24 protein-coding genes are annotated in these 25,177 nt (G+C 72.2%); 13 read left to right on the plus strand and 11 right to left on the minus strand.

Annotated elements, in window-relative coordinates; all coding sequences use genetic code 11:
- Positions 1 to 51: 51 nt before the first annotated feature.
- The 4 genes from AAEP86_RS10100 to melA form a co-directional block, all read right to left on the minus strand.
- Positions 52 to 939, minus strand: coding sequence for a carbohydrate ABC transporter permease (locus AAEP86_RS10100; protein ID WP_420370401.1), 888 nt, complete (start codon positions 937 to 939; stop codon positions 52 to 54).
- On the minus strand, positions 939 to 1,820 hold the full coding sequence (locus AAEP86_RS10105) for a carbohydrate ABC transporter permease (protein WP_420370402.1): 882 nt from the start codon (positions 1,818 to 1,820) through the stop codon (positions 939 to 941). The genes AAEP86_RS10100 and AAEP86_RS10105 overlap by 1 nt, the downstream gene beginning before the upstream one ends.
- Positions 1,821 to 1,878: 58 nt before the next feature.
- Positions 1,879 to 3,183 carry an ABC transporter substrate-binding protein gene (locus AAEP86_RS10110; protein WP_420370403.1) on the minus strand — a complete coding sequence of 435 codons (1,305 nt, stop codon included), beginning with the start codon at positions 3,181 to 3,183 and terminating at the stop codon, positions 1,879 to 1,881.
- 175 nt (positions 3,184 to 3,358) lie between these two features.
- Positions 3,359 to 4,792 (minus strand): alpha-galactosidase, encoded by a 1,434-nt coding sequence (melA, locus tag AAEP86_RS10115; RefSeq protein WP_420370404.1) that lies wholly within the window; start codon positions 4,790 to 4,792, stop codon positions 3,359 to 3,361.
- Between the two features lie 114 nt (positions 4,793 to 4,906).
- Here melA and AAEP86_RS10120 point away from each other — a divergent pair, with 114 nt between their 5' ends.
- The 5 genes from AAEP86_RS10120 (at position 4,907) to AAEP86_RS10140 (ending at position 9,509) form a co-directional block, all read left to right on the plus strand.
- Positions 4,907 to 5,731: a helix-turn-helix domain-containing protein gene (locus AAEP86_RS10120; RefSeq protein ID WP_420370405.1), complete on the plus strand. Its 825-nt coding sequence runs from the start codon at positions 4,907 to 4,909 to the stop codon at positions 5,729 to 5,731.
- Between the two features lie 215 nt (positions 5,732 to 5,946).
- Positions 5,947 to 6,711, plus strand: coding sequence for a glycoside hydrolase family 16 protein (locus AAEP86_RS10125; RefSeq protein WP_420370406.1), 765 nt, complete (start codon positions 5,947 to 5,949; stop codon positions 6,709 to 6,711).
- Between the two features lie 158 nt (positions 6,712 to 6,869).
- Positions 6,870 to 7,634: a glycoside hydrolase family 16 protein gene (locus AAEP86_RS10130; protein WP_420370407.1), complete on the plus strand. Its 765-nt coding sequence runs from the start codon at positions 6,870 to 6,872 to the stop codon at positions 7,632 to 7,634.
- 94 nt (positions 7,635 to 7,728) lie between these two features.
- A complete protein-coding gene (locus tag AAEP86_RS10135; protein ID WP_420370408.1) occupies positions 7,729 to 8,652 on the plus strand; it encodes an ABC transporter ATP-binding protein in 924 nt (307 codons plus the stop codon).
- The gene (locus AAEP86_RS10140; protein WP_420370409.1) at positions 8,649 to 9,509 is read left to right on the plus strand and encodes an ABC transporter permease subunit; all 861 of its coding nucleotides are present in this window, start codon (positions 8,649 to 8,651) and stop codon (positions 9,507 to 9,509) included. Before AAEP86_RS10135 ends, AAEP86_RS10140 begins: the two co-directional genes overlap by 4 nt.
- A 65-nt stretch (positions 9,510 to 9,574) precedes the next feature.
- On the opposite strand, the gene AAEP86_RS10145 is transcribed toward AAEP86_RS10140, so the two are convergent.
- Positions 9,575 to 10,174 (minus strand): dihydrofolate reductase family protein, encoded by a 600-nt coding sequence (locus tag AAEP86_RS10145; RefSeq protein ID WP_420370410.1) that lies wholly within the window; start codon positions 10,172 to 10,174, stop codon positions 9,575 to 9,577.
- A 126-nt stretch (positions 10,175 to 10,300) separates the two neighbouring features.
- Between AAEP86_RS10145 and AAEP86_RS10150 the strand changes: the two genes are divergently transcribed.
- Together AAEP86_RS10150 and AAEP86_RS10155 are read left to right on the plus strand one after the other, a co-directional pair.
- Positions 10,301 to 12,166, plus strand: a complete 1,866-nt coding sequence (locus tag AAEP86_RS10150) for a family 43 glycosylhydrolase (RefSeq protein WP_420370411.1) — start codon at positions 10,301 to 10,303, stop codon at positions 12,164 to 12,166.
- A gap of 134 nt (positions 12,167 to 12,300) precedes the next feature.
- Positions 12,301 to 13,800 (plus strand): protein kinase domain-containing protein, encoded by a 1,500-nt coding sequence (locus tag AAEP86_RS10155; protein WP_420370412.1) that lies wholly within the window; start codon positions 12,301 to 12,303, stop codon positions 13,798 to 13,800.
- On the opposite strand, the gene AAEP86_RS10160 is transcribed toward AAEP86_RS10155, so the two are convergent.
- The 4 genes from AAEP86_RS10160 to AAEP86_RS10175 form a co-directional block, all read right to left on the minus strand.
- Positions 13,787 to 14,338: a tetratricopeptide repeat protein gene (locus AAEP86_RS10160; RefSeq protein WP_420370413.1), complete on the minus strand. Its 552-nt coding sequence runs from the start codon at positions 14,336 to 14,338 to the stop codon at positions 13,787 to 13,789. The genes AAEP86_RS10155 and AAEP86_RS10160 overlap by 14 nt on opposite strands.
- Positions 14,339 to 14,821: 483 nt before the next feature.
- Positions 14,822 to 15,640 (minus strand): PmoA family protein, encoded by an 819-nt coding sequence (locus AAEP86_RS10165; RefSeq protein WP_420370414.1) that lies wholly within the window; start codon positions 15,638 to 15,640, stop codon positions 14,822 to 14,824.
- Between the two features lie 10 nt (positions 15,641 to 15,650).
- A complete protein-coding gene (locus tag AAEP86_RS10170) occupies positions 15,651 to 16,382 on the minus strand; it encodes a class I SAM-dependent methyltransferase (RefSeq protein ID WP_420370415.1) in 732 nt (243 codons plus the stop codon).
- Between the two features lie 167 nt (positions 16,383 to 16,549).
- Positions 16,550 to 17,311, minus strand: a complete 762-nt coding sequence (locus AAEP86_RS10175) for a FadR/GntR family transcriptional regulator (RefSeq protein WP_420370416.1) — start codon at positions 17,309 to 17,311, stop codon at positions 16,550 to 16,552.
- Positions 17,312 to 17,511: 200 nt separating this feature from the next.
- On the opposite strand from AAEP86_RS10175, the gene AAEP86_RS10180 reads away from it, so the two are divergent.
- The 6 genes from AAEP86_RS10180 to AAEP86_RS10205 are packed head-to-tail and all read left to right on the plus strand — an operon-like array spanning position 17,512 to position 23,799.
- Positions 17,512 to 18,930: an MFS transporter gene (locus AAEP86_RS10180; RefSeq protein WP_420370417.1), complete on the plus strand. Its 1,419-nt coding sequence runs from the start codon at positions 17,512 to 17,514 to the stop codon at positions 18,928 to 18,930.
- Positions 18,927 to 20,705 (plus strand): dihydroxyacetone kinase family protein, encoded by a 1,779-nt coding sequence (locus AAEP86_RS10185; RefSeq protein WP_420370418.1) that lies wholly within the window; start codon positions 18,927 to 18,929, stop codon positions 20,703 to 20,705. Before AAEP86_RS10180 ends, AAEP86_RS10185 begins: the two co-directional genes overlap by 4 nt.
- Before the next feature lie 25 nt (positions 20,706 to 20,730).
- Complete coding sequence (locus AAEP86_RS10190) at positions 20,731 to 21,228, plus strand: ribose-5-phosphate isomerase (protein ID WP_420370419.1); 498 nt, start codon at positions 20,731 to 20,733, stop codon at positions 21,226 to 21,228.
- Positions 21,228 to 22,043 carry a triose-phosphate isomerase family protein gene (locus AAEP86_RS10195; RefSeq protein ID WP_420370420.1) on the plus strand — a complete coding sequence of 272 codons (816 nt, stop codon included), beginning with the start codon at positions 21,228 to 21,230 and terminating at the stop codon, positions 22,041 to 22,043. The genes AAEP86_RS10190 and AAEP86_RS10195 overlap by 1 nt, the downstream gene beginning before the upstream one ends.
- Entirely contained in the window at positions 22,040 to 22,885 is an 846-nt protein-coding gene (locus AAEP86_RS10200; protein ID WP_420370421.1) for a sugar phosphate isomerase/epimerase family protein, read from the plus strand. The genes AAEP86_RS10195 and AAEP86_RS10200 overlap by 4 nt, the downstream gene beginning before the upstream one ends.
- Entirely contained in the window at positions 22,882 to 23,799 is a 918-nt protein-coding gene (locus AAEP86_RS10205; protein WP_420370422.1) for a phosphogluconate dehydrogenase C-terminal domain-containing protein, read from the plus strand. The genes AAEP86_RS10200 and AAEP86_RS10205 overlap by 4 nt, the downstream gene beginning before the upstream one ends.
- A gap of 70 nt (positions 23,800 to 23,869) precedes the next feature.
- Here AAEP86_RS10205 and AAEP86_RS10210 read toward each other — a convergent pair whose 3' ends face one another.
- Both AAEP86_RS10210 and AAEP86_RS10215 read right to left on the minus strand, forming a co-directional pair.
- Positions 23,870 to 24,808: a DUF1648 domain-containing protein gene (locus AAEP86_RS10210; RefSeq protein WP_420370423.1), complete on the minus strand. Its 939-nt coding sequence runs from the start codon at positions 24,806 to 24,808 to the stop codon at positions 23,870 to 23,872.
- A gap of 11 nt (positions 24,809 to 24,819) precedes the next feature.
- Positions 24,820 to 25,170: a GntR family transcriptional regulator gene (locus tag AAEP86_RS10215; RefSeq protein WP_420370424.1), complete on the minus strand. Its 351-nt coding sequence runs from the start codon at positions 25,168 to 25,170 to the stop codon at positions 24,820 to 24,822.
- Between the last annotated feature and the right edge of the window lie 7 nt (positions 25,171 to 25,177).

Genomic DNA, 25,177 nt, shown 5'->3' on the forward strand with positions numbered 1-25,177 from the left:
ACGACCCCGGAACAGTCCGCCGAGCCGAGACTCGGGCCGTGCACGCCCCCGCTACTTGATGCCGGTGGAGGCGATGCCCTGCACGAACTGCCGCTGGAACGCCAGGAACACCACGAGCAGCGGCAGCACCGTCACGGTCGCGATCGCCATCACCGCGCCCCACGGTGAACTGAACGCCGGGTTGTTCGTCAGCGTCGACAGCGCCACCGGCACGGTGAGGTTCTCGTTCCCCTGCAGCACGACGAGCGGCCAGAGGAAGTCGTTCCACCGGGTCATGAAGCCGAGGATGACGAGCACCCCGACGAGCGGCCCGCACGTCGGCAGGACCACGCGGAAGAACGTCTGGAACTCGCCCGCGCCGTCGAGGCGGGCCGCCTCCATGAGCGCGTCCGGCACCCCGAGCATGAACTGCCGGGCGATGAAGATCCCGACCACGTCGAACACCGTCGGCAGGATCACCGCCCAGGGGGAGTCGACGAGCCCCAGCTTCGCGACGACGAGGAACGCCGGCACGATCGTCACCTGGATCGGGATCATGATCGTCACGAGGAACGCCGCGTAGAGCAGCCCGCGCCCGAAGAAGCGGAACTTCGCCAGGGCGTACCCGGCCATCAGCGACACGACGACGCTCAGCGCCGTGCCGACGCTCGTGATGAGGGCCGAGTTGCCGAGCCACCGCCACACCGGCTGGGTGGCGAACACCTGCCGGTAGTTGTCCAACGACGGGTCGGCGGGGAAGAGGTAGAACGACCCGCTCTGCGACTGGCCGCCCGGCGTGAGCGCCGACACCACCATCCAGTAGAGCGGGAACACCATCACGACCGCCAGGACCGACAGCCCGGCGACGAGCAGCCAGCGTCCCGGTCGGCGTCGGGCGGGACCCCGACGAGCGGCCCCGGTGCGTCCGGTCAGCCGGTCGTGCGTCTCGATCACGGCCATCAGAGCATCTCCTCCGCCTTGCGGTTTGCGCGCTGCCGCAGCAGCGTGAACACGAGCAGGATCGCGACGAGCACCAGTCCGAGGGCCGCCGCGTAGCCCATGCGCGCGTCGATGAACGCGGTGCGGAACACGTACTGGATGAGCACCGTCGTCGAGAACCCGGGCCCGCCGCCGGTCATCACGTAGATGACGTCGAACGCCTGCAGCGAGAACACGACGTTGAGGATGAGCAGGATCGACGTCGTCGGGCGGAGCAGTGGCCAGGTGATCGTCCGGAACCGGGCCCACCGTGAGGCACCGTCGATCGCCGCGGCCTCCTTCAGCTCGGCGGGGACGGACTGCAGCGCGCCGAGGTAGATCACCATGCAGAACCCGATCCGGGTCCACACGACGACGAGCACGAGGGTGGCCATCGCCCACCCGGGGGCGGTCAGCCACGGCACCCGGCCGAGTCCGAGGGTCTCGAGCAGGTTGTTCACGACGCCGTAGTCGCCGTTGAAGATCCACGACATGATCACGCCGACGACGACCCCGGCTGCGACCATCGGCACGAAGAACAGCGCACGGAAGACCCCGCGGCCGGGGAGCGGGCGGTTCAGCGCGACCGCGAGGGCGAGGCCGATCGCCATCGACGTCGGCACGGTGCCGAGCGTGAACACCAGGGTGTTCCGCAGGGCCGTGGCGATGAGCGGGTCTGACCCCATCGCGGCGAAGTTGTCGGCACCGATCCAGTTCCCGTCGCCGACGGAGGTGCTGCTGTCGCGGAGGCTCAGCAGGATCGCGACGACGATCGGCACGAGCGAGAACCCGAGGAACAGCAGTCCGGCGGGCCCGATGAAGACGTAGGGGACGAACCGGCCCCGCCGACGGGAGCCGGGCACGAGGGCGCGTACCGGTCCGGTCGGGGCAGTCGGTGGGGCGGTCGTGCGGGTCGCCGGTTCAGTTCGCAGTGACACTGCGCATCGCCTCCATCATCTGGCTCGCGGCCTCCTTCGGGCGCAGCTGCCCGAGCAGACACAGGTCGAGGTAGTCGGCGAAGACGGCGTTCAGCGACGAGAAGTACTGCCCGCTCTCGGCCTTCACCATCGACAGCGGGATCGTGGCGCCCTGGTCGATGAACTGCTGCATGGTGTCGCTGTGCCGCTCGTACCCGATGTCGGCCGCGTCGAGGGACTTCCGCGCCGGCAGCCAGTTGCCGTCGTGGCAGAACTGCTCGATCTTCGCCCGGCTGGTGATCAGCACCACGAGTTCGGCCGCGAGCTCCGGGTACCTGCTCGACTTCGTGACCGCGAGCGCGTTCCCGCCGAGGTCGCTCGCCTCGCCGGTGTTCCGCACCATCGGCGCGGTGCCCCAGCCGTCCGGCAGCTCCTGGTCGAGCTGCGTCATCGGCTCCGGGTTGTTGAGCATCATCCCGATCTGCCCGGTCATGAAGAGGTTCCGGGCGACGTCGCCACCGCCGGTCTTGCTGAGGTTGCCGGTGGTGGCGAGCCCCTCGGCGTACCACTTCCGACCGAACTCGAGCGCGCCGATCGCCTCCGGGGTGTCCATCGACGGCGTCGCACCGTCCTCGCCGAGGAACGCGCCGCTGTTCTGGTAGACGAAGGGCAGCCACCGGTACGCGGTCTCCGGTCCGCTCCAGCCGTAGCCGAACGCGTACTTCCCGGTGACCTTCTTGACCTCCCGCGCGATCTCCAGGAACTCGTCCCACCGCCACGCGTCCGCGATCGCGGTCGGCGGGGTCACCCCGATCTGCCGCATCACGTCGCGGTTGTAGTAGGTGATGAAGTTGTCGGTGTGCTGGAACACCCCGAAGACGCCGTCGTTCCGCGCACCGATCGCCCAGAACGGCTTCGTGTAGTCGGACCGGTAGCCGGCCGGGATCTGGCCGCTGATGTCGACGAGGCTGCCGTTCGCGGCGTACCGGCCGATCTGCTGCGGGGTGATCCGGATGATGTCCGGCGCGAGGTCGGCCGCCAGCCGCGTGATGAACCACTGGTGGAACTGGCCGGTCGTGACCTCGACGGAGACGCTCGTGCCGGGGTGGGTCGCGACGAACTCGTCGGCGATCGACTGGTAGCTCGTGATGTCGGTCGGGATGTTCCAGGTCGACAGGCGGATGTGCTTGGTCCCGCCGTGGCCGGCGGTCCCCTGGCCGGCGCACGCTGCGAGCGCGCCGGCCATCGAGATGCCGGCGAGGGCGAGGAACCCCCGTCTGGCCAGTTGCGGGGATGGTCGGGTCGGCATGTCCTCTCCTTTGAGGTCGTGGTGCCGTGTCGTTCGGACGGGAGGCGCGGTGCGCCTCCGCAGATCGGCGCGCCGTCGCGCCGTCGCGCCGTGGTCGGGGTCGTGCTCCCGGGCCCGGTGACGCGCCTGGTCGCGTCCGGCGCAGTGGTGGTGACCCTGCGCAGGACGCGTGGCGTCAGACCAGGGCGGGTCGCGCCTCCAGGCCGGCGTCCTGGGCCGACGCGGCCGGGGCGCTCGCCGTCTCGGGACGGAGCGACTCGGGCAGGAGCGCGGCGTGCGCGTGCAGGAGCTCGTCGGTCATCTCAGCGATGCGGTCCAGGGTGAGGTGCGCCGCGGTGAGCGGGTCGAGCGCGACGGCGTGGTGCACGTGCTCGACGTTCCCGGTGAGGGCGGCGCGGACGGCGAGCGTCTGCACGTTCGTGTTCGTCCGGTTGATCGCCGCGAGCTGCGGGGGGAGCTCGCCGAACGACGTCGGATGCACGCCCGTGCCGTCGACCAGGCAGGCGACCTCGACGCACGCGTCGGCGGGCAGGTTGCTGATCACGCCGGTGGCGTTCGGCACGTTCCCGTGGACCACCGCGGGCACGCCCGTGACGATCGCGTTGACGATGCTCGCGCCGTACTCGACGCTCGGCGACAGGTCCGCCTTGAGCTTCTCGAGCTGCTGGTCGACGTCGCCCTGCTCGTCGTGCGCGAGGCAGATCTCGTAGTAGTCCCAGCGCTCCGGGATGTACTCGAGCACCGTCTCCGGGTCCTTCCGGAAGTACGGCACGTACTCGCTCGCGTGGTGGCTCGACTCGGTCTCGAAGTAGCCGAACGAGCGCATCAGCTGCGTCCGGACCTGCTCGTTCCCGCCCTCGTAGTTGCTCGCCGCCAGGGCCGCCTCGCTGTGGTCGCCGTCGTCGGCGTGCAGGTCGCCGGCGGCGACGCCCCGCTGGTGCTTCGCCGTCATCACCTCGCGGAGGCGCGGGTACAGGTCCTCGCCGCCCCGACGCCGGAACTCGAGGATCCACGCCTGGTGGTTGATGCCGGCGCTGACGAACTCGACCTCGTCGTACGGCACGTCGAGCGTGCGGGCGAGCATGCGCGTGGTGCCCTGCACGCTGTGGCAGAGGCCGACGGTGCGGAGCCCCTTGGCGTTGAGGAACGCCGTGGCCATCGCCATCGGGTTCGCGTAGTTGATGAACTGGGCGTCCGGGCAGAGCTCGAGGGCGTCGCGGGCGATGTCCTCGTACGCGCGGACGGAGCGCAGGAAGCGGAAGACGCCGCCGGGGCCGACCGTGTCGCCGACGGCCTGGTCGATGCCGTACTTCCGGGGGATCTCGACGTCCCACTTGTACGACTCCACGCCGCCGACCTGGAACGTGATGATGACGACGTCCGCGTCGGCGAGGGCCGCACGGCGGTCGGTGGTCTCGAGGACCTCGACGCCGAGACCGTGGTGGGCGACGAGCTCCCGTGCGGCCCGGGCGGTGCGGGCAACCCTGCCCGCGTCGAGGTCCATGAGGTGCAGCGTCGCGTCCTGCAGTGCCGGGAAGCTGACGAGGTCGCCGATGAGGCGGAACGGGAAGACGAAGCCGCCGGCGCCGATGATGGTGATCTTGGTCATGTCGTCACGCTACGAACGGCTCCGGGACGCGGTCCTCCGGCTTCCGACGCCGGGGTTCCAGGATCCTCGGATCGCCGACGCGGACCGCGGACGGCCTGTCGTAGGCTCGGGACCGTGCTCGACGTGGAGACGGTGGAACCGGCGTACTGGAGCCATCGCGGCCCGGCGCCCCTGATGCCGTCCTCGCACCGGCACGACGACCTCGAGATCAACCTCGTGCTCGAGGGGCGCCTCGACTACCGCTTCGGCGGATCGCCGGTCAGCGTGCACGCCGGCGAGATCGCACTGTTCTGGGGGTGGACGCCGCACCAGCTCGTCGGCGACGGCACCGGCAGCGGCGAGTTCCGCTGGGTGCACATCCCGCTCGCCGAGGTCCTGGCATGGGGGCTGCCCGACCACGACCTCGGGGCGATGCTCCTGAACCGGCCGGTCATCGTGCCGACCGCCGCGGCCGGTCGTGACGTCGAGTCGATGCTCGGGTCGTGGCAGCAGGACTTCGCGGACGAGGGGGCCGAGACCATCGCGAACCTCGAGGCGCAGGCGCTCGTGCGGCGGCTGCTCCGGCACCACCGGGACGCGGTCGACCTGCGCCCGTGCGGCGCCCACGGCACGGCGGACGCGATGCACCGGGTGATCGACATGGTGCGGTTCGTCGTGGACCGCTTCCGCGAGCCGATCGAGGTCGCCGACGTGGCCGCGGCCGCGCACCTGCACCCGCACTACGCGATGACCGTGTTCCGGCAGGACGTGGGGACGACGATCGTCGAGTACCTCACCCGGTGCCGCGTGGCCGAGGCGCAGCGCCTCCTCGCCACGACGTCGATGACCACGTCCGAGATCGCGCACGCCGCGGGCTTCGGGTCGCAGTCGAGCTTCTACGCGCACTTCACCCGGGCGTGCGGCACCGCACCGGGGGCGTACCGGGCGCGGCAGCGCTGACCGCGGGGGCCGCGGTCCCGCACCGCGCGCGTGGGGTGTCCGCAGGTCGGCGGACAGACCGCCTCGCACACCCTCGGACTGGGGACCGGCGCCCCCTCGCACTGGGGCCGGATCGGCGTCCTGACGCCGATTAGCGTTCACCGCGAACGACCGACGCCCGGCCGTTCCGGCGTCCCGGGGACGGACGTCGTGGGTCACCCAGGGAGTGACAGCGCATGCAGCACCGCACACCGTTCCGGATCACGGCCGCCACCGTGCTCCTCGCCGCCGCACTCGTCGTCGTGCCGCTCGCGCAGGGGTCGACGGCAGAGGCCGCAGCCCCCGGCGCACCGATCGGCAACGTCGGCAAGTTCAAGCAGCGCGTCGTCGAGAACTTCACCACGCCGGCCGTCGCCGCCGGGGGGAAGTTCGCCAAGACGTACGCCAAGAACTGGCAGCCGTACCCGGACGGCACCGGGGGCATGTACTTCTCCGGCTCGCAGATCAGTGGGCACAACGGGGTGATGGACGTCCTCCTCGACGGGAAGAAGGGCGCTGCCGGCACCTTCGGCACGGCCAGGGAGGCCTGGACCCACGTCGGCGGGAAGTTCACCGTCCGTGCCCGGGCGACCGGCGGCGACGGCAACGGCGCGGCCTTCATGCTCTGGCCGGACTCGAACCGCTGGGCCGACGGCGAGATCGACTACCCCGAGGGGAACTTCGAGGCGTCCCCGATGGTCTTCCAGCACCGGATGGTCCCCGGCCAGGAGGCGTACGCGACCCAGCACTGGACCGGTGTCTCGTGGCGGTACTGGCACACCTACTCGATCGAGTGGATCCCGGGGAAGTCGGTGACCTACCAGCTCGACGGCAAGACCATCAAGACCATCACGCGTGACGTGCCGAAGACCGGGCACCGCTACATGTTCCAGGTCGGGAACTGGGGCAAGAAGGGCCACCTCTACATCGACTGGTTCACCACCTACGACTACGTGAAGTAGACCGTCCCCGGGCACGGACTGCCCCGAACGGCCGGGTGATGTCAACCCCCTGCGACCGTTGTGCAGAGCAACTACGCTCCCACGTCGGGCGCCCGAGCAGGGGTCGTCCCGGCGACCGGCAGGCGGTCGCCGTGGGTCACGACAGGGAGTGACAGCGCATGCAGCACCACGAGAAGAAGAAGAAGCGGACCGTGCTCGCCGCCGTCGTCCTCAGCGCCGCGATGATCGCGGTACCGCTGGGTCAGGGGACCGCCGCGTCGGCGGACACCGCGGCGCCGACGGGGAACGTCGGCAGCTTCAAGCAACGCTTCGTCGAGAACTTCAGCACCCCGGCGAACGCGGGCGGTCCCTTCGCTCGCACCTACGCGAAGTCCTGGCAGCCGTACCCGGACGGCACCGGGGGGACGTACTGGTCCGGCAGGCAGGTCCGTGGCCACGACGGCGTCCTCGACGTCGTCCTCGACGGCAAGCACGGCGCGGCCGGGACGTTCGGGACCCCGACCGGCGCGTGGAGCCACGTCGGGGGCAAGTTCTCGGTGCGGGCCCGGGCGACCGGCGGGACGGGGAACGGTGCGGCGTTCATGCTGTGGCCGACGTCCAACCGGTGGGCGGACGGGGAGATCGACTTCCCGGAGGGCAACTTCGAGTCGACGCCGATGGCGTTCCAGCACTCGATGACCCCGGGGCGCGAGGCGAGCACGACCAGCACCGCGACCGGCGTCTCCTGGCGGTACTGGCACACGTACTCGGTCGAGTGGATCCCGGGCCGTTCCGTCACCTACCTGCTGGACGGCAGGGCGATCCGGACCGTCACCCGCGACGTGCCGACGACCCCGCACCGGTACATGTTCCAGGTCGGGAACTGGGGCGCGACCGGGCACCTCTACATCGACTGGGTGAGCTCGTACGACTACGTCCGCTGACCGAACCGGTCCCGGAAAGGTCAACCGCAGGGAGCAGACGACTCCCTCGTCCGGTGGACGCGCGGACGGCACCGCCGTCCGTAGCGTCTCCACCGTGATCGAAGTCGAGCACCTCACCAAGCAGTACGGTCCCAAGACCGCCGTCGACGACGTCTCGTTCGTCGTCCGGCCCGGCAGTGTGACCGGCTTCCTCGGGCCCAACGGCGCCGGGAAGTCCACCACGATGCGGATGATCATGGGGCTCGACCGCCCCACTGCGGGACGGGCGACGGTGAACGGCCAGCCGTACCGGTCCTTCCGTGATCCGCTGCGGCAGGTCGGCGCCCTGCTCGAGGCGAAGGCGGTGCACTCGGGCCGGAGCGCCTACGACCACCTCCTCTCGCTCGCGGCGACGCACGGCATCCCGAAGGCACGCGTCCACGAGGTCATCGACATGACCGGGCTGGACACCGTCGCGAAGCGGCGCGTGGGCGGGTTCTCGCTCGGCATGGGCCAACGCCTCGGCATCGCGGCGGCGCTCCTCGGCGACCCGAAGACCCTCATCCTCGACGAACCCGTGAACGGCCTCGACCCGGACGGCGTGCTGTGGGTCCGGCAGCTCGCACGGCGCATGGCCGCGGACGGCAGGACCGTGTTCCTGTCCAGCCACCTCATGAGCGAGATGGCACAGACGGCCGACCGCGTGGTCGTCCTCGGGCGTGGCCGGGTCCTGGCGGACGCCCCGATCGCCGAGTTCGTGGCCAGCGGCGGCGGAGGGAACGGCGGCGGTTCGCGGGTCGTCGTCCGGACGCCCGCCCCGGACCAGCTGTTCCAGGCGCTCGGTCCGGACGCGACGGTCACCCCACGCGACGACGGCTCGTTCCTCGTCGTCGGGCCCGACGCCGTCACCCTGGGCAACACCGCCGCACACGTCGGCGTGCCCCTGCACGAACTCACCCCGACGGGCGCGAGCCTCGAGGAGGCCTACATGGCACTCACCCGCGACGACGTCGAGTACCGATCGGAGCAGGTCCGATGACCGCCACGAACGCAGCGAGCCGGAACCGTGCGACGACGCCCCTGCCCGACACCCTCCGGCTCGGCGCCGGCCGACTCGTCCGCAGCGAGTGGATCAAGCTCCGCAGCATCCGGTCCACCTGGTGGTGCTCCGCCGTCCTCGTCGCCGTGACCATCGGGACGGCCGTCCTCGTCGGCGCCGGTTCCGGCTCGGGCAGCGGCATCCCACAGGACCTGGTCAACGGGCTCGGCGTCGCGAAGAACACCACCGCGGTGCCCCTCGCCGCGCTCATCGTCGGCGTCCTCGGCGTGCTCATCATCTCCGGTGAGTACGGCACCGGCCAGATCCGGTCGACCTTCGTCGCCGCCCCCCGTCGCACCGGCGTCGTGTTCGCCAAGGCGGCCGTCCTCGCGCTGACCACCTTCGTCGTCAGCGCGGTCGCGACGTGGGTCGGCGTCGCCGCCTCCACGGCGCTGGAGGCCGGCCACGGGTTCCACCCCGACGTGGCCGACGCCGAGGTCGTCCTGCCGCTCGTCGGGGCCTCGGTCTACCTGACGATGATCGCCCTCCTGGCGTTCTCGATCGGCCTGCTCGTCCGGTCGAGCGCGGGCGGCATCGCCGTCACGCTCGGGATCCTGCTCGTCCTGCCCGTCGTCCTGGCCCTCGTCGGGGACGTCCTCAGGGCCCAGTGGGTCGCCGACGTGTCGCAGTTCCTCCCGAGCGCCGCGGGAGGGCAGCTCTACCACTACGACTTCGCGGACGCGAGCGGGCAGCAGGGCATCGTCCTGGACGGGTGGACCGGCTTCGCCGTCCTCCTGGCGGAGGTCCTCGTCGTGGGCGCGCTCGCGCTCACGGTCGCACGCCGACGCGACGTCTGACGCGACCACCCGACGGACGGGAGGCGCGGTGCCGGCCAGCACCGCGCCTCCCGTCCGTTGAGTGGTCAGCGCCGGAGGATCGCGTACCGGTGGAACGTGACGCCGCTGTCGAAGGTCCGGTCCTCCAGCAGGTCCAGCAGCAGCGGCTGCCGGACCGCCTCGGCGGGGGAGTCGAAGAGCGGGCGCCCCGCGCCCAGCAGCGCGGGGTGCGTGAAGAGCACGAGCTCGTCGAGCAGCCCGGCGGCGAGGAGCTGCGTGGCGAGGTCCGCACCGCCGACGCCGATGGTCCCCTCCGACTCGGCGCGGATCGTCGCGAGCCGCGCGATCGCGTCCTCGCCGACGACGGTCGTGCCGTGGTCGGCGGCCGTGCGGGAACGGGAGACGAGGACCTTCGGCAGCGCCGTCCAGACCTCGCCGTACGCACGCATCCAGTCGGGCAGCGACGCGTCGGTCCGGGCGTCCGGCCAGAACGGGTCCATCATGTCGTGCAGCACCCGGCCCTCGACGAGCATCGTCATCGCCGCCACCCGTTCGTTGCAGAACCGGTGGAACTGCTCGTCGATCCGGAGCCACTCCGGAGCGCCGTCGTCCGGCTCCGAGCCGGGGCGGGCCTCGATGAAGCCGTCGAGGGAGGTGTTCATCCAGTACACGAATCGTGCGGGCACGTCGGACTCCTTCGTCGAACCGGCCGGTGGCGCCGACGGTACGCCCCGGCGGTGTTCCGGTCCAGCGATCCCGGGCGTACGCTCGCGCACATCAGCACGCTCCTCGACGACGAGAGCAGGTCCACGGTGCGCCGTCCACTCCAGGCGATCCTCGCGATCGCGACGGTCGCGGGTCTCGCGACCACGTTCCTCCAGGCCGGTGCCGACAGCGCACCAGCGCTCGCCGCCGGGACGACGTCGGCCCGGGGCGGGGCGGCGCCGACGCACCAGAACCCGATGGCGCTGGCCCTGCCGGACGGGCAGACCGCGGCCAGCTGCGCCGACCCGACCGTCGCCCACGGGGTCGGCCGCGACCGGAACTGGTACCTGTACTGCACGACCGACGCGTTGACCGCGACGGAGCAGGCCCCGGACGGGTCGCTCGTGCAGCACGGCGTGCCGACGTACCGGTCCACCGACCTCACGCACTGGACGTACGTCAACGACGCGTTCCCGGCGAAGCCGGCGTGGGTCGGGGACGCGAACGGGATCTGGGCCCCCGACGTCGTGCACCGCGACGGCCGGTGGTTCCTCTACTACGCGGCGTCGGACACCCCGACGGCCAGCTCTCCCACGGGTGGTGGGTCGGCCGTCGGCGTCGCGACGAGCAGCAGCCCCACCGGACCGTGGACCGACTCCGGCGGCCCCGTCGTCGCACCGCAGGCCGCACCGAACGGCGCCGGTCAGCGGTGGCAGTTCGACCCCGAGGTCATCACCGACGGGGGTGTCTCGTACCTCTACTTCGGCAGCTACTTCGGCGGGGTGGAGGTCCGCCGACTCACCGCCGACGGCCTGCGCTCCGTCCCGTCCAGCGAGCGGCAGATCGCCATCGACAACCGGTACGAGGGCACGTACCTGATGCGCCACGACGGCTGGTGGTACTTCATGGGGTCGGCCACGAACTGCTGCAACGGTGCGCTCACCGGGTACGGCGTCTTCGTCGCCCGGTCCCGCAGCCCCCTCGGCCCCTTCACCGACCAGGACGGCGTCGCGATCACCAGCACGCGGGTCGGCGGGACGCCGGTGCTCGCGCAGAACGGCGACCGCTGGGTCGGGACGGGCCACAACACCGTCGTCACCGACCTCGCCGGGCAGGACTGGATCGTGTACCACGCGGTGGACCGGCACGACCCTTACTACGCCGGCCAGTCGACCTACACCAAGCGTCCGGTGCTCATCGACCCGCTCGACTGGGTCCGGGGCTGGCCGGTCGTCCGCGGCGGTGCCGGACCGTCCGACACCGTGCAGCCCGGACCCGTCGCCCAGCCGGGGCAGCGTGCGACGTACCGGCCGCGGGCCGCGCCGGTGGACGTCCCCGGGCGGCTCATCCGCGCGGCGTCGACCTCCTTCGACGGCTCCGCGCTGCCGCCGGCACTGCAGTGGACACGGGAACCCGACCCCTCGACCTGGACCGTCGGCGGGGGAGCGTTCCGCTGGCGGACGCAGGACGCGGACATCCACCCGCCGGCCACGCCGCTCGCCTCGGTGCTCTCCGAACCGGCACCCCGCGGCGACTGGGTGCTCGAGACCACCGTGGCCGTCGACACCCCGGCGACCGGCGACGGGCTGAACTACGTGCAGGGCGGGCTCATCGTGTACGGCAGCGACAGCGACTACGTCCGCCTCACCTCGAACTCGATCTTCGACACCCGCCAGACGGAGTTCGGCAAGCAGGTGTCCGGGCAACCTGCCGGAGCGCCGACCTACGGGAACACGGTCGTCGGGCCCGTGGGGGACCGGACGACGCTCCGCATCGTGCACCGGGTCGTCGGCGGGGAGGACCGGTACACGGCGTACACCAGCGTCGACGGCCGACACTTCGTGCGCGGCGGCACCTGGACCGCCGACCTCGGGGACGCGCCGCGCGTCGGGCTGATCTCGCTCGGCGGGGCGGGGTTCACGAGCACGTTCGACGACCTGCGGGTGAGCACGGTGCGGTCGGCGCGGGGGTGAGGGCGGGGGCGGACGGAGGTCCGTCGGCTCGTCTCGCCGGTCCGGTCGATCCGGAGAACGTGGCGTTCGCGGCGCTCGGCGCTCCGCGATGCGAAGATGCATCGTTGCGTGCTGCTGCCGAGAACGAGGGTGCGATGGGTCCGACCGAAGGACACGAGGAACGAGGGGCGCTCCTCGACGGGCGCTACCGCCTCGAACAGGCGATCGGTCAGGGCGGGATGTCGGTCGTGTACCGCGCCGTGGACGAGAGTCTCCACCGCCCCGTCGCCGTGAAGGTCTTCCACTCCGGGATCGTCGACATCGCCCGGCAGGAGGCCGAGCTCGGCGTGCTCGCGTCCCTCGAGCACCACAACCTCGTCAGCCTCCTCGACGCCGGCGTCGTCGCCGGGCAGGACGGGACCGAGCAGCGGTTCATCGTGATGTCCCTCGTCGTCGGCCAGGACCTCGAGGCACGGCTGTCCGTCGGCCCGCTCGCGTCGCGCCACATCGCCGAGATCGGCTACGACATGGCCGAGGCGCTCGACTACATCCAGGCCCACGGCGTCGTCCACCGGGACATCAAGCCGTCGAACATCCTGCTCGTCGACTACGGCAACGGGTCCGAGCGGGCCCGCGCCCGGCTCACCGACTTCGGCATCGCGCTCGCCGCCGGGGTCGAACGGCTGACCGCCGACGGTGTCACGACGGGGACCGCCGCCTACCTCAGCCCGGAGCAGGCGCGGGGCGGCGAGGTCGGTCCGGCCAGCGACGTGTACTCGCTCGGGCTCGTGCTGCTGCAGTGCTTCACCCGGCGGCGGGAGTTCCCCGGGTCGCTCGTGGAGTCCGCCGTCGCCCGCCTGTCCCGCGACCCCGTGGTCCCGGAGCCGCTGCCGGAGCACTGGAAGACGCTCCTCCGTGCGATGACCGCGCAGGATCCGCAGGACCGCCCGGTCGGCGCCGAGCTCGTGACGCTGCTGCGCGACGTCGTCATCGCCGACACGGCCGTGGCGGACCACGTCGTCGACCCCGGCGGACCGGCCGGCGCCGATGGAGCGGCCGGTGCCGGTGGAGCGGGCGACGCCGCAGGATCGGCCGCCGCCGGTCAGCAGGCCGCCGCGGGACAGCAGGCCGCCGCCGGTCAGCAGGGCGCCGCCCGGCAGCCCGCCGACGTCGCACGCCCGGCGACCCTCGACGAGCTGCCCGACGAAGCCCTCCAGCGCACGACCGCGATGGCGGCCCGGCTGTTCGACGCGCCCATCGCCCTGGTCGAGGTCATCGACGAGGACCGGGAGTGGTCCCGCTCGTACATCGCCGAGGGCGTCGACGAGTCCGCACGGAGCATCAGCTTCCGGAACGGCTTCGCCCCGGTGCCCGTGCCCGTGGTGATCCCGGACGGCTCGGCGCACCCCGAGATGCAGAACAGCCCGCTCGTGACCGGTCCGCTCGGCATCCGCTTCTACATCAGCGTGCCGCTGGTGAAGCACGACGGGGCCGCGATCGGCACCCTCGCCGTCCTCGACACCCGTCCGCGCGAGGCCACCGACGCCGACCTCGACAACCTGCGTGACCTCGCCGCCCTGGCAGTCACGCAGCTCGAACTCCGCCAGGAGTCGCTCCGCACCACGAACGAGTCGATCCCGCTCAGCCCTCGGTGAGCGCAGCCGCGTACGCCCGGACGGACCGGTTGTAGCGCGGGAGGGTCGGCTCGACCGCCTCGATCGCGACGCGCAGCGCCTCGTCGTGGCGCCCGGCGCTGTGCAGGGCGAGGGCGAGGAACACCCGCGGAGCCGCCCCCGTCGCCGGGTACTCCGGAGCGTCGCGGAGCATCGCGATCGCCTCGTCGACCCGGCCGAGGTTCCGGAGCGTCGAGGCGTGCTGCACGACGAGCCGTGCTGCCCGCTCCGGGTCGACGTCCGCCAGCCCGCCGGCCGTCGCCGCGGTGTAGTGCACGTCCGCCTCGGCCTCGTGACCGCCGGAGTCGAGGGAGCCGCCGAGCTCGAACGCGCCGAGCGCCGGGTGTGGTGCCTGCGCTGCGAGGTCGCGCATGCGCGCGATGCGCGTCCGGTCGTCGACGGCGTCGTCCGCCCAGAGCGCGGCCACGCGGCGCTCCCACTCCTCGGACGGGAGGCGCGGGTCGCCGCCGTCCCGCGTCTCCTGCCCGTCCGTGGGTGCGTCGTGGTGCGTCTCGGTCATGCCGTCAGGGTAGCGGCGGGCGCAGCGGCGGCGCGGGCGCGGCGGGACGGTCGCGCGGCGCGGCGGCGGCGTGGGCGCGGCGGGGCGTGGGCGCGGCGGCGGTGGCGATCGTGCACGCGCAGGCGTGACCATCGCATGAGTGTGCATCGTGCGACAACGTGCTCGTCGTACGACAGCCGTTGCGTCGCACGTTGCGCGTGCAACTGTTGCGGGCGCGTCCTTGCGACAACGCGCTCGTCGTACGACAGGGGCCTTGTCGCACGTTGCGCTTGCAACGATTGCGCGCGTAGCCGGCGCATGCGTGTGCATCGTGCGACAACGTGCTCGTCGTACGACAGCCGTTGTGTCGCACGTTGCGCGTGCATCGATTGCGGGCGCGTCCTTGCGACAGCGCGGTCGTCGTACGACAGGTGCCTTGTCGCATGTTGCGCGTGCAACGACGTGCCGCTCGCACTCCCGCCCGCTCGCCGCACCGCCCGGACGTCAGCCGCCGCCCCCGCCCTCCGGCCCCGCGCCGTCGCGGACCACCGCGCGGAACGACCGCACGAACGGAGCGCCCGGCCGGACGACCGCGACCTCGCGCCAGGCGAGCGACGACCCGATCGCGGGGTACTCGGCGACCCGGACGAACCACGGGTCGCGATGGCCGATCGCCTCGAGCCGGATCGTCGCCGGGCCGCCCCCGAACACGGCGGACCACTCGATCCACGGTGCGACCGACCCGTGCACGGCCTGCTCGCCAGCTGCCTCAGCGGTCCGCACCAGCACCTCGGTGCATCCGGGGAACCGCCACGAGAACCCGCCGTACCCCGCGCCGACGCGCCCGTTGCTGCCGGGGCTGCCGAGGCGGACGGGGTCGTCGCCGGGCGCCCGGAACGACGACGACCACGCCATCTCCCACCCGGTGCCAGCCGGCCCCCACGCGAGCGAGCGGTCCTCGTGCAGCACCACCGCGCCGTCCGGAGCGAGCCACTCGATCTGCTGCGCGAGTGCCGAGCCCCGCTGCGCGGCGTGCCGGACGACCGCACTGCCGTGGTCGTCGCGCTGCACGTAGCCCTCGCCCTGCACGTACGTGCCGCCGCCCCAGCAGTTCACCCCGTCGACGTCCGGGAGGGCGACGCCGACGCCGCAGTGCCAGTCGTGGTCCGGCGGGTGGTGGTCGCTCACGGTGGTGCCGCCGAGGGTGCGGACCGGGTGCAGGTACGGACGCGGGGACGAGGACGCGACGGTACCGGCACCGTCGAGGACGGAGGCGACGAGCGCACCGTCGATGACGAGCTCGTGCAGCACCGCGTCGATCACACCCGGAACGCTACCGGCCGCCCGCGGTACCCGGCCGCCGCCGGACGAGCACCACGCTGTCCTCGGTGTCGTGGCTCGTGCCGTCGGGCGTCGTCGTCGTGCGCGGTCGGCGTTCGGCGGCGACGACCTCCCACGTGTCGTCGAGGTCGAGCGCCTCCAGGTCGTGCGTGGGCGTCGGGAAGCGGTACGACCGCATCTCCTCGGGCAGGTCCGCGTGCGGGGGCGCGGCGTGGGCGGTCACGAGCAGGTGCCCGCCGACGGCCACGAAGCCGGTCGCGCGCCGGAGGATGTCCGCCCGGGGGATCTCGACCGGCCACGACTGCAGGAAGGACGCCGTGACGAGGTCGAACCGTGCCGCCGTCTCCCACCGGTCGAGGTCCGCGGCGACGAACGCCGTCCGGTCCTCCACGCCGGCGGCCACCGCCGCACGGGAGGCTCGCTCGAGGGCGGTGACGGAGAGGTCGATCCCGGTGACGTCCCACCCCTGCTGGGCGAGCCACAGGACGTCGCCGCCCTCACCGCAACCGAGGTCGAGCGCTCGGCCGGCGGCGAGGCCGGTGGCGACCGCCGCGAGCACGGTGTTCACGCGCCCGGACCAGATGCCGTCCCGCTCGGCGTACCGCGCCTCCCACCAGTCCCGCACGCTCCCCGGAGCCGGAGCCGGAGCCGGAGCCGGAGCCGGAGCCGGAGCCGGAGCCGGAGCCGGAGCGATGGCGTCGGCGGCAGTGTCGTGTGTGTGCATCCGCTGAGTCAACCCGACCGGTCGGCTGCGGACCGAGCGGAGTTGCCGATCCGGCAACACCCTCGCCACACCGAACGACCGGACGACGCCGCACCGAACGACCGGACGAGGGCGCGCCCGGACCGGCAACGCGCTGAGAACCCGCCCCGCCCGACGCCTACCCCGCCCTACGCCCGCGCGACCTCGTCCTCCGGCACGGGCTCCGCGTTCTCGATCCGGGCACTGGCCGTGGCCATGTGCTCGTCCATCGCACGTTGCACGGCCGGCACGTCGGCGGCTCGCAGCGCCTCGAAGATCGCCCGGTGTTCGTCGTACGCCGCCTCGGTCGCCTGCCGGGTCCGTACCCGGCGACCGACCCACACGCTCAGCATCGACCGGAGGCTCTGCAGCAGGTCGGCGAGCACGTCGTTGCCCGCGGCCCGTGCGAGCAGCACGTGGAAGCGCACATCGGCGTCGATGAAGGCGTCCGGGTCATCGAGCGCGGCCTGCTGGCGGTCGAGGTAGGTCTGGAGCTCGTCGAGCTGTTCCGGTGTCGCGCGCTGCGCGGCGAGGATCGCGGCGGTCCGCTCGAGCGACGACCGGATCTCGAGCAGTTCCCGGGTCCGGTTCGACGCGAGCATGAGCCCCCACGACAGTGTCGTCGGCAGGAGGTCGGACATCCCTCCGCGGAGGTACGTGCCGGATCCGGGCCGGATCTGCACGATGCCGAGGATCTCGAGCGCGGCGAGTGCCTCGCGCACGGCGGACCGTCCGACGCCCAGCCGTTCGGCGAGCACGCGTTCCGCGGGCAGTCGCGATCCGGGGGCGAGGTCCCCGGCGGTGAGCAGGGCGACCAACTGGCGGGCGACCTCGGAGGCGGGGGACCCGGCCGGGACCGACTCGAGTTCGAGCCGGATGTTGAGGGGGTCGTTCTCGCTGAACGCGGGCATGCAGCGAGCGTACCGGTCGGTCAACCGGTTCCAGCGAGCTGCGAACGCTGCGCACCGAAGCGCCAACGCCGAATGGTCAACCGGTTGACAAGTTAACCGCCACCGCGCACACTGGTCTCCGACGCACCGAGGCGTCCACTCCGTGTCGAGCGCAGCAGCCGGACACGGGGCCGAACCACCCCCACCGAGCAGGAGTCATCGTGGACATCCCCGCCACGCGAGGCATCCCCACCTCGGTCGTCGAGAAGACGGCCATCCGCAAGATCGCGATCCGCATCGTGCCGTTCGTGGCACTGATGTTCTTCATCAACTTCCTCGACCGCACCGCGATCTCCTTCGCGGCCCCGAACGGTATGGAGGCGGACCTCGGTCTGACCGCCGCCCAGTTCGGGTTCGCCTCCGGGGTGTTCTTCATCGGCTACCTCGTGCTCGAGGTGCCGTCCAACCTGGCGCTCCACAAGTTCGGCGCCCGGGTCTGGCTCGCGCGCATCATGATCACGTGGGGCATCGTCTCGCTGCTCTTCACGTGGGTGCAGAACTACCCGCAGCTGGTCGGCCTGCGCTTCCTGCTCGGCGTCGCCGAGGCCGGCTTCTTCCCCGGGGCCATCCTGTTCCTGTCGACGTGGGTCCCGGCACGCCACCGTGGCAAGATGCTCGCGCTGTTCTACCTGGCGCAACCGCTGACCAGCGTGATCGGCTCGCCGCTCGCCGGGTGGCTGATGACGCACGAGGGCCTGCTCGGGGGACTGGCCGGATGGCGCTTCATGTTCCTCTGCGTCTCGATCCCCGCGATCATCGTCGGCGTCCTGTGCCTCTTCGTGCTCAAGGACAAGCCGTCGCAGGCGAAGTGGCTCGACGAGGACGAGAAGCTCTGGCTCGAGGGCGCCCTCGCGGCCGAGAACCGCGCCAAGGGCGGGGCAGACGGCCACGGCAAGGGCGGCCTGCGTGCGGCCTTCGGCTCCGGCCGCGTCTGGATGCTCGCCGCCGTGTACTTCGGCTTCATCTACGGCCTCTACGCGCTCAGCTTCTTCCTGCCGACGATCATCGACGGCTTCCAGGAGCAGTTCGGCACGACGTTCGACCTCTTCCAGAAGGGCCTGATCACCGCGATCCCGTACGTGCCCGCCGCGGTCGTCCTCTACTTCTGGTCGCGTGACGCCTTCCGACGCGGTGTGCGGGTCTGGCACATCGCCGTCCCGGCCCTGGTGGGCGGTCTGAGCATCCCGGTCGCCCTGTTCATGAACAGCCCGGCGGCGACCGTCGCCGTCATCGCGATCACGGCCTGCTCGATCTTCGCGGCGCTCCCGAACTTTTGGACCGTCCCGACGCAGTTCCTCACCGGTGCGGCCGCAGCGGCCGGCGTCGCCCTCATCAACACGGTCGGCAACCTCGGCGGCTTCGCGGCCCCGTACATCACGGGTGCGGTCAGCGAGTGGACCGGCGGCTACCAGGTCCCGATGTTCATCGTCGGCTTCTTCATGGTGCTGTCGAGCGTCCTGATGTTCGTGCTCGGGCGGAACACGAAGCGGAACGACCGAGCTGCCGCGGCGACCGCGGACGAGACCGCGGCCGCAGCCACGGCCGGCCCGACCGCCGTCGCGAAGGAGGCCGGCGCATGACCCGCCTGTTCAACGACCCCGCCGACTTCGCGGACGAGATGGTCGACGGCTTCGTCGCCGCCAACCGCGCCCGGGTCCGGAAGGTGCACGGCGGCGTCGCCCGCTCCACCACCAGCCCCGAGGGCACCGTCGCTCTCGTCGTCGGCGGCGGTTCCGGCCACTACCCGGCGTTCGGCGGCCTCGTCGGGCACGGTCTCGCAGCGGGTGCTGCCATGGGCAACCTGTTCGCCAGCCCGAGCGCCCAGCAGGTGACCGCGGTGGCGAAGGCGTCCGAGCACGGCGGGGGTGTCCTGCTGTCCTACGGCAACTACGCCGGCGACGTCCTCAACTTCGACGCCGCTGCACGGGCACTCGAGGCGCAGGGCATCGACGTCCGCACGGTCCGCGTGACCGACGACGTCGCGAGCGCCCCCGCGGAGCAGGCGGACAAGCGCCGGGGCATCGCTGGGGACCTCTGCGTCTTCAAGGTGGCCGGTGCCGCCGCCGAGCGCGGCGACGACCTCGACGCGGTCACCGCGATCGCCACCCGCGCCAACGACCGCACCCGCAGCTTCGGCGTCGCGTTCTCCGGCTGCTCCCTGCCCGGAGCCGACGAGCCGCTCTTCACCGTCCCCGAGGGGCGCATGGCCATCGGCATGGGCATCCACGGCGAACGCGGCATCGCCGAGGCGGACGTCCCCACCGCGGACGGCCTGGCCGACCTGCTCGTCGACAAGCTCCTCGCCGAGCGACCCGACGGCACCGGCACCGCGACACCCGGCACCGCGACACAAGGCACCGCACCGGACGCGATCACGACAGCACCCACCGGCCCCCGCGTCGTCCCGATCCTCAACGGCCTCGGCTCCGTGAAGTACGAGGAACTCTTCGTCGTCTTCGGCGCCGTGCAGCGGAAGCTCACCGACGCCGGCATCGTCGTCGTCGAACCCGAGGTCGGCGAACTCGTGACGAGCTTCGACATGGCCGGCGTCTCGCTGACCCTGTTCTGGCTCGACGACGAACTCGAGGAGCTGTGGGCCGCCCCCGCCGATGCCCCCGCGTACCGCAAGGGCGGCGCAATCCAGCAGGAGCAGGTCACCCCCGAGGCGCTCGCCGCCGACGAACAGGCACCCGTCGCCGTCGGCTCCGAGGCCTCCCAGGCGTCCGCGGCGCGGGTCGCGCAGGCGATCACCGCGATCCGCACGACGATCGACGAGCACGTCGACGAACTCGGCCGCATCGACGCCGTCGCCGGCGACGGTGACCACGGCATCGGCATGCAGCGCGGCTCGACGGCCGCCGACGCGGCAGCACGCGACGCCGCCGCCCGGGGCGCCGGCGCCGGATCGGTGCTCGCCCTCGCCGGCGACGCCTGGTCCGACAAGGCCGGTGGCACGTCCGGTGCGATCTGGGGTGCCGCCCTGGAGGCGCTGGGTCGCGTCGTCGGGGACGACGAGCGTCCGTCGGCCGCCACCGTCCAGGGCGCGGTGCACGCCGCGACCGAGGCGGTCCTGGCCTTCGGGGCTGTCCCGGGCGACAAGACGATGGTCGACGCCCTCGTCCCGTTCGACGACGTCCTCACCGCCCGGGTCGCTGCGGGCGACGAGCTCGTGGACGCCTGGTCCGCAGCCTCCGCCGCAGCGCGCACAGCGGCCGACGCCACAGCCGACCTGCTGCCCCGGATGGGCCGTGCCCGCACCCACGGCGAGGACGCCGTCGGCACCCCGGACGCCGGCGCCGTCTCCTTCGCGCTCATCACGGCCGCGGTCCTGTCGACCATCGCCGTCCACGCCTGATCCACACCACGAAAGGCACACCCGCATGAGTGAGCAGCAGTTCCGCATCGTCGTCGGTTCGGACGACGCCGGCTTCGACCACAAGGAGGTCATCAAGGCCGACCTCGCGAAGGACCCCCGCGTGGCCTCCGTCGTCGACGTGGGCGTGGACGCCGACGGACACACCGCCTACCCGCACGTCGCCGTCGATGCCGCCCGTCTGGTGGCGAACGGCGAGGCCGACCGCGCGATCCTGATCTGCGGCACCGGCCTCGGCGTCGCGATCGCGGCGAACAAGGTCCCCGGTATCCGCGCCGTGACCGCGCACGACTCGTTCTCGGTCGAGCGCTCGATCCTGTCGAACGACGCCCAGGTGCTCTGCATGGGCCAGCGGGTCGTCGGGATCGAGGTCGCGCGCCGGATGGCGAAGGAGTGGCTCGGCTACACCTTCGACCAGTCGAGCGCGAGCGCCGAGAAGGTCAACGCGATCTGTGCGTACGAGATGAGCACAGCCGACGTTGCCGGCAAGGCGGCCGACGCCTGATGCCCGCGACCACGGCGGCCGCCCCGGTGACGATCGGGGTGTCGCTCAAGATGTACTTCAGCCATGCCCGGACGCTCGCGTGGGCGGCCGCCGTGGCCGACATCGTCCGGAGCCACCCGGCGGTGCAGTCCGGCGCGGTCGAGCTCTTCGTGGTACCGACGTTCCCCGCGCTCGTCCCGGTGCGTGCGGTGATCGGAGACGCCCCCGTGACGCTCGGCGCACAGGACCTGGCGTGGGCGGACAGCGGCGCGTTCACCGGCGAGGTCTCCGGCGCCGAACTCCGTGAGATCGGTGTCGACCTCGTCGAGATCGCACACGCCGAGCGACGTGAACTGTTCCACGAGACGGACGGCGAGATCGCCGGGAAGGTGCACGCGGCGTACCGCAACCACCTGCGGCCCCTGATCTGCGTCGGTGAGACCGAGCGCGCCGCCGACGGCGACGCCGCGACCGCGATCGCCGAGGTCACCGCGCAGCTCGACCGGTTCCTGGCGACAGCGACCGCCGACGGCCTCGCCGGACCCCTCATCGCCGCGTACGAGCCGGTGTGGGCGATCGGTGCCCCGCAGCCCGCGCCCGACGAGCACGTCGTCGCGGTCCTCGCCGGCATCGAGCAGCACCTCGCCGCACGCCCGGAGCTTGCCGGCTCCGTCGCGATCTACGGCGGCAGTGCCGGTCCGGGCCTGCTGACCCGCGGAGCCGGACGCATCGGCGGCCTGTTCCTCGGCCGCTTCGCCCACGACCCCGAGGCGATCCGCACGATCCTCGACGAAGCCGAGGCGCTGGCCGCGACGCAGGACGGAGCACCGGCGTGACCTCCCTGCTCGGCCTCTCCACCTACGCCTACTCCTGGCGCATGTCCGACCGCGTCCCGTCGCCGATGTCCCTCGACGACGCCCTGCGCGACGCCGCGTCACACGACGGCGTCGACCTGTTCCAGATCTGCGACCACGCGCCGCTCGACACCGCCACCGACGAGCGGCTCGCAGCGATCCGCACCCTTGCCGCCGACCTCGGTCTCACGCTCGAGGTGGGCACCCGCGGTACCCGGCCGGAGCACCTCGCCCGGTACCTGCACGTCGCGCAGCAGCTCGGCGCAAGGCTCGTGCGCAGCATGTGGACGAGCGGCGACGACCAGCCCGACGCGGCCGAGACCGAACGGCGCCTGCGGCAGGCGCTCCCCGACTACGAGCGCGCGAGCGTGACCCTCGCCCTGGAGACCTACGAGGTCGTCGCCACCGCGGACCTCGTCGCCGTCGTCGAACGGATCGCCAGTCCGGCGCTCGGCGTCTGCCTCGACCCGGCGAACACGGTCGCCCGGCTCGAGCACCCGACGGACGTCGTGGCGATGGCCGCGCCGCTCGTCGTGAACTGGCACGTCAAGGACTCCGCGTTCACCCGGTCAGCCGGTTGGGTCGGGTTCCAGTACACCGGGGTCCGCACCGGCACGGGGCTGCTCGACTACGACGCCGTGCGCGCCGCGATCGACCCCGACACCCGAGGTGTCAACCGGGTCATCGAGTTCTGGCTGCCCTGGCAGGACGACCACGGGGGAGCCGAGCCCCGCCCGGGTGAGACGCCCGCCGAGACCACCACCCGCACCGAGGCGGAGTGGACCGAACACACCATCGAGTACATCAGGAGCAGGGAACAATGACCGACACCGCCACCACCACCCACACCGTCGCTGCCGGATCCGGCACGGCCGACGTCACCGTCGCCGTGATCGGTGCCGGCGGCAAGATGGGCACCCGCGTCTCGAACAACTTCGCGAAGAGCGAGTACACGACGCTCTACAGCGAGGCCTCACCCGCCGGCCAGGAGCGCATCCAGGCCCTCGGTCGCGAGCTCACCGACAGCCTTGACGCCGCGAAGGCCGCCGACGTCGTCGTCCTCGCCGTCCCCGACGTCCTGCTCGGCACCATCTCCGAGCAGCTCGTCCCCGCCATGAAGCCGGGTGCCACCATCCTGACGCTCGACCCGGCTGCCGCCTACGCCGGCCTGCTCGCGAAGCGCGAGGACATCCACTACGCCGTGGCGCACCCGTGCCACCCGTCGGTCTTCCTCGAGCGCACCACCAAGGAGGAGTGGGACGACACCTTCGGTGGCATCGCCGCCCCGCAGGAGGTCATCGCGGCCTTCGACGCGTCGGAGTCGCTCGGTGACCCGGACGACAGCGCCAAGGCGATCGCCGAGGCCGTCATCACCACCATGTACGCGCCGGTCATCCAGGTCCACTGGGTCACGGTCAAGCAGCTCGCCGTGCTCGAGCCGACCCTGGTCGAGACGATCGCGTGCATGATCGGCGACTTCCTCAACGACGCCCTCGAGGAGACCGTCACCGGTGTCGGCGTGCCCCGCGAGGCCGCCCGCGCCATGCTCTACGGCCACACCTGGATCGCGCTGACGAACGGCCTGCGCGGTTCGAACCCGTTCTCCGACGCCTGCCACATCGCGATGGGCTACGGCCGCGAGAAGCTCATCAAGGAGGACTGGAAGCAGGTCTTCGACGACAGCGAGCTCGACTCGGTCATCGCCAAGATGCTCAAGATCGACGCCGTCAAGCGCTGATCCCGGACCGGAACGCCCCGCCGACCCCTTCCGGCGGGGCGTTCCCCGTGTCCGGGCGACGCCGGCGCCGTCAGCCCCGCGCCGCGAGCAGCGCCCCGAGCGCCGCCGCCCCACGCTCGGCGTCCGGCACCGTCACCATCCGGGTGCCGCCACCGCGGAGCCGCGCGACCAGCCCGGGCCCGGAGCGCACGACGTAGGCGACGCCCCGTCCCGAGATCCGGTAGCCCCACCCGCCCCACTGCCCGGGCGACACCTGCTCCCACCCGCACGACTCGATACGGGCCAGCGGCACGCGCATGACCGGGATCCTGGTCAGCGTCGAGGTGAGCCGGAGCCCGCGGCGGTCCACCGTGACCTCGACCCGGGCGAGCACGAGGACCGCGAGCCCGGCCACGACGAGCAGCGCGCCGGTGACCACGGCGGTGCCGGGGCTCACGGACGCGGTGGTCCAGGCAGCCCAGACGCCACCGGCCAGCGAGGCGACGCCGACGAGCGCGAGCCACGGGCTCCCGATCCGCGCCCGCCACGCGACGTGGGCGTCCGGGCCGACGTCGAGCGGCGGCACGTCGCGCGCGGGGACCGGACCCGCCGCCCGGACGAGCGCGACGACGGACGGGGCGGCGACGAGGACGCTCACCGGCAGCACCACCAGCGCCCACCACATCGGGAAGACCGGGTCCGCGGTCGTCGTGTTCACGACGGCGACCGCGATCCACGCCGTGCCGAGCGTCCCACCCAGCAGGTTCGTGACCAGGAGCACGGTCGCCCACGTGCGTCGGTCCCGCGCGCGGAGCGCCCCGACCGCCAGCCCTGCGGCGAGCACGGCGAACGCGGTGGCGACCCAGAAGAAGGGCCAGGGTGACCCCCAGCCGTCGGCCGTGCCGTCGGCGCCGAAGTGCGTCGCCACCCGGGTCGGCAGTCCCGGACCGATCGAGAGTGCCGCGACGGCGAGTGCCACCACGACGAGCGCGCCGGGTGTCACCACCGCCACCCGTGCTCCGGTGCTCATCGGACGTGTCGTCATCGTGCCCCCTTGATCATCGCGTACAGGTCGTCGAGCGGGACCCCGAGGGTCTCCGCCTGGTCACGGAGCTCCGTCACGAGCGCGCGCAGCCGATCGAACGAGGCGTTCCCGGACCGCAGCACCGTCGCCCCACGACCGCGGCGCAGCTCGATCAGGCCGTCGTCCTGCAGCAGCGCGTAGGCGCGGAGCACCGTGTGCATGTTGACGTCGACCGCAGCGGCGAGCTCCCGTGCCGAGGGCAGCCGTTCACCGCTCCCCAGGTCACCGCGGGCGATCGCGTACCGGATCTGCGAGGCGACCTGCTCGGCGAGCGAGGCCCGTGCCCCGGGATCGACGGTGATCAACATGTTCGCA

This window comes from Curtobacterium sp. L1-20, assembly GCF_048755855.1.
GTDB lineage: Bacteria > Actinomycetota > Actinomycetes > Actinomycetales > Microbacteriaceae > Curtobacterium.

What these genes read in the sequence shown, in the direction of transcription:
- AAEP86_RS10100 (WP_420370401.1), bottom strand. Translation starts at nt 939, where the DNA reads ATGGCCGTGATCGAGACGCACGACCGGCTGACCGGACGCACCGGGGCC.
- AAEP86_RS10110 (WP_420370403.1), bottom strand. Translation starts at nt 3,183, where the DNA reads ATGCCGACCCGACCATCCCCGCAACTGGCCAGACGGGGGTTCCTCGCC.
- melA (WP_420370404.1), bottom strand. Translation starts at nt 4,792, where the DNA reads ATGACCAAGATCACCATCATCGGCGCCGGCGGCTTCGTCTTCCCGTTC.
- AAEP86_RS10125 (WP_420370406.1), top strand. Translation starts at nt 5,947, where the DNA reads ATGCAGCACCGCACACCGTTCCGGATCACGGCCGCCACCGTGCTCCTC.
- AAEP86_RS10130 (WP_420370407.1), top strand. Translation starts at nt 6,870, where the DNA reads ATGCAGCACCACGAGAAGAAGAAGAAGCGGACCGTGCTCGCCGCCGTC.
- AAEP86_RS10140 (WP_420370409.1), top strand. Translation starts at nt 8,649, where the DNA reads ATGACCGCCACGAACGCAGCGAGCCGGAACCGTGCGACGACGCCCCTG.
- AAEP86_RS10155 (WP_420370412.1), top strand. Translation starts at nt 12,301, where the DNA reads ATGGGTCCGACCGAAGGACACGAGGAACGAGGGGCGCTCCTCGACGGG.
- AAEP86_RS10160 (WP_420370413.1), bottom strand. Translation starts at nt 14,338, where the DNA reads ATGACCGAGACGCACCACGACGCACCCACGGACGGGCAGGAGACGCGG.
- AAEP86_RS10170 (WP_420370415.1), bottom strand. Translation starts at nt 16,382, where the DNA reads ATGCACACACACGACACTGCCGCCGACGCCATCGCTCCGGCTCCGGCT.
- AAEP86_RS10175 (WP_420370416.1), bottom strand. Translation starts at nt 17,311, where the DNA reads ATGCCCGCGTTCAGCGAGAACGACCCCCTCAACATCCGGCTCGAACTC.
- AAEP86_RS10185 (WP_420370418.1), top strand. Translation starts at nt 18,927, where the DNA reads ATGACCCGCCTGTTCAACGACCCCGCCGACTTCGCGGACGAGATGGTC.
- AAEP86_RS10190 (WP_420370419.1), top strand. Translation starts at nt 20,731, where the DNA reads ATGAGTGAGCAGCAGTTCCGCATCGTCGTCGGTTCGGACGACGCCGGC.
- AAEP86_RS10195 (WP_420370420.1), top strand. Translation starts at nt 21,228, where the DNA reads ATGCCCGCGACCACGGCGGCCGCCCCGGTGACGATCGGGGTGTCGCTC.
- AAEP86_RS10205 (WP_420370422.1), top strand. Translation starts at nt 22,882, where the DNA reads ATGACCGACACCGCCACCACCACCCACACCGTCGCTGCCGGATCCGGC.
- AAEP86_RS10210 (WP_420370423.1), bottom strand. Translation starts at nt 24,808, where the DNA reads ATGAGCACCGGAGCACGGGTGGCGGTGGTGACACCCGGCGCGCTCGTC.
- AAEP86_RS10215 (WP_420370424.1), bottom strand. Translation starts at nt 25,170, where the DNA reads ATGTTGATCACCGTCGATCCCGGGGCACGGGCCTCGCTCGCCGAGCAG.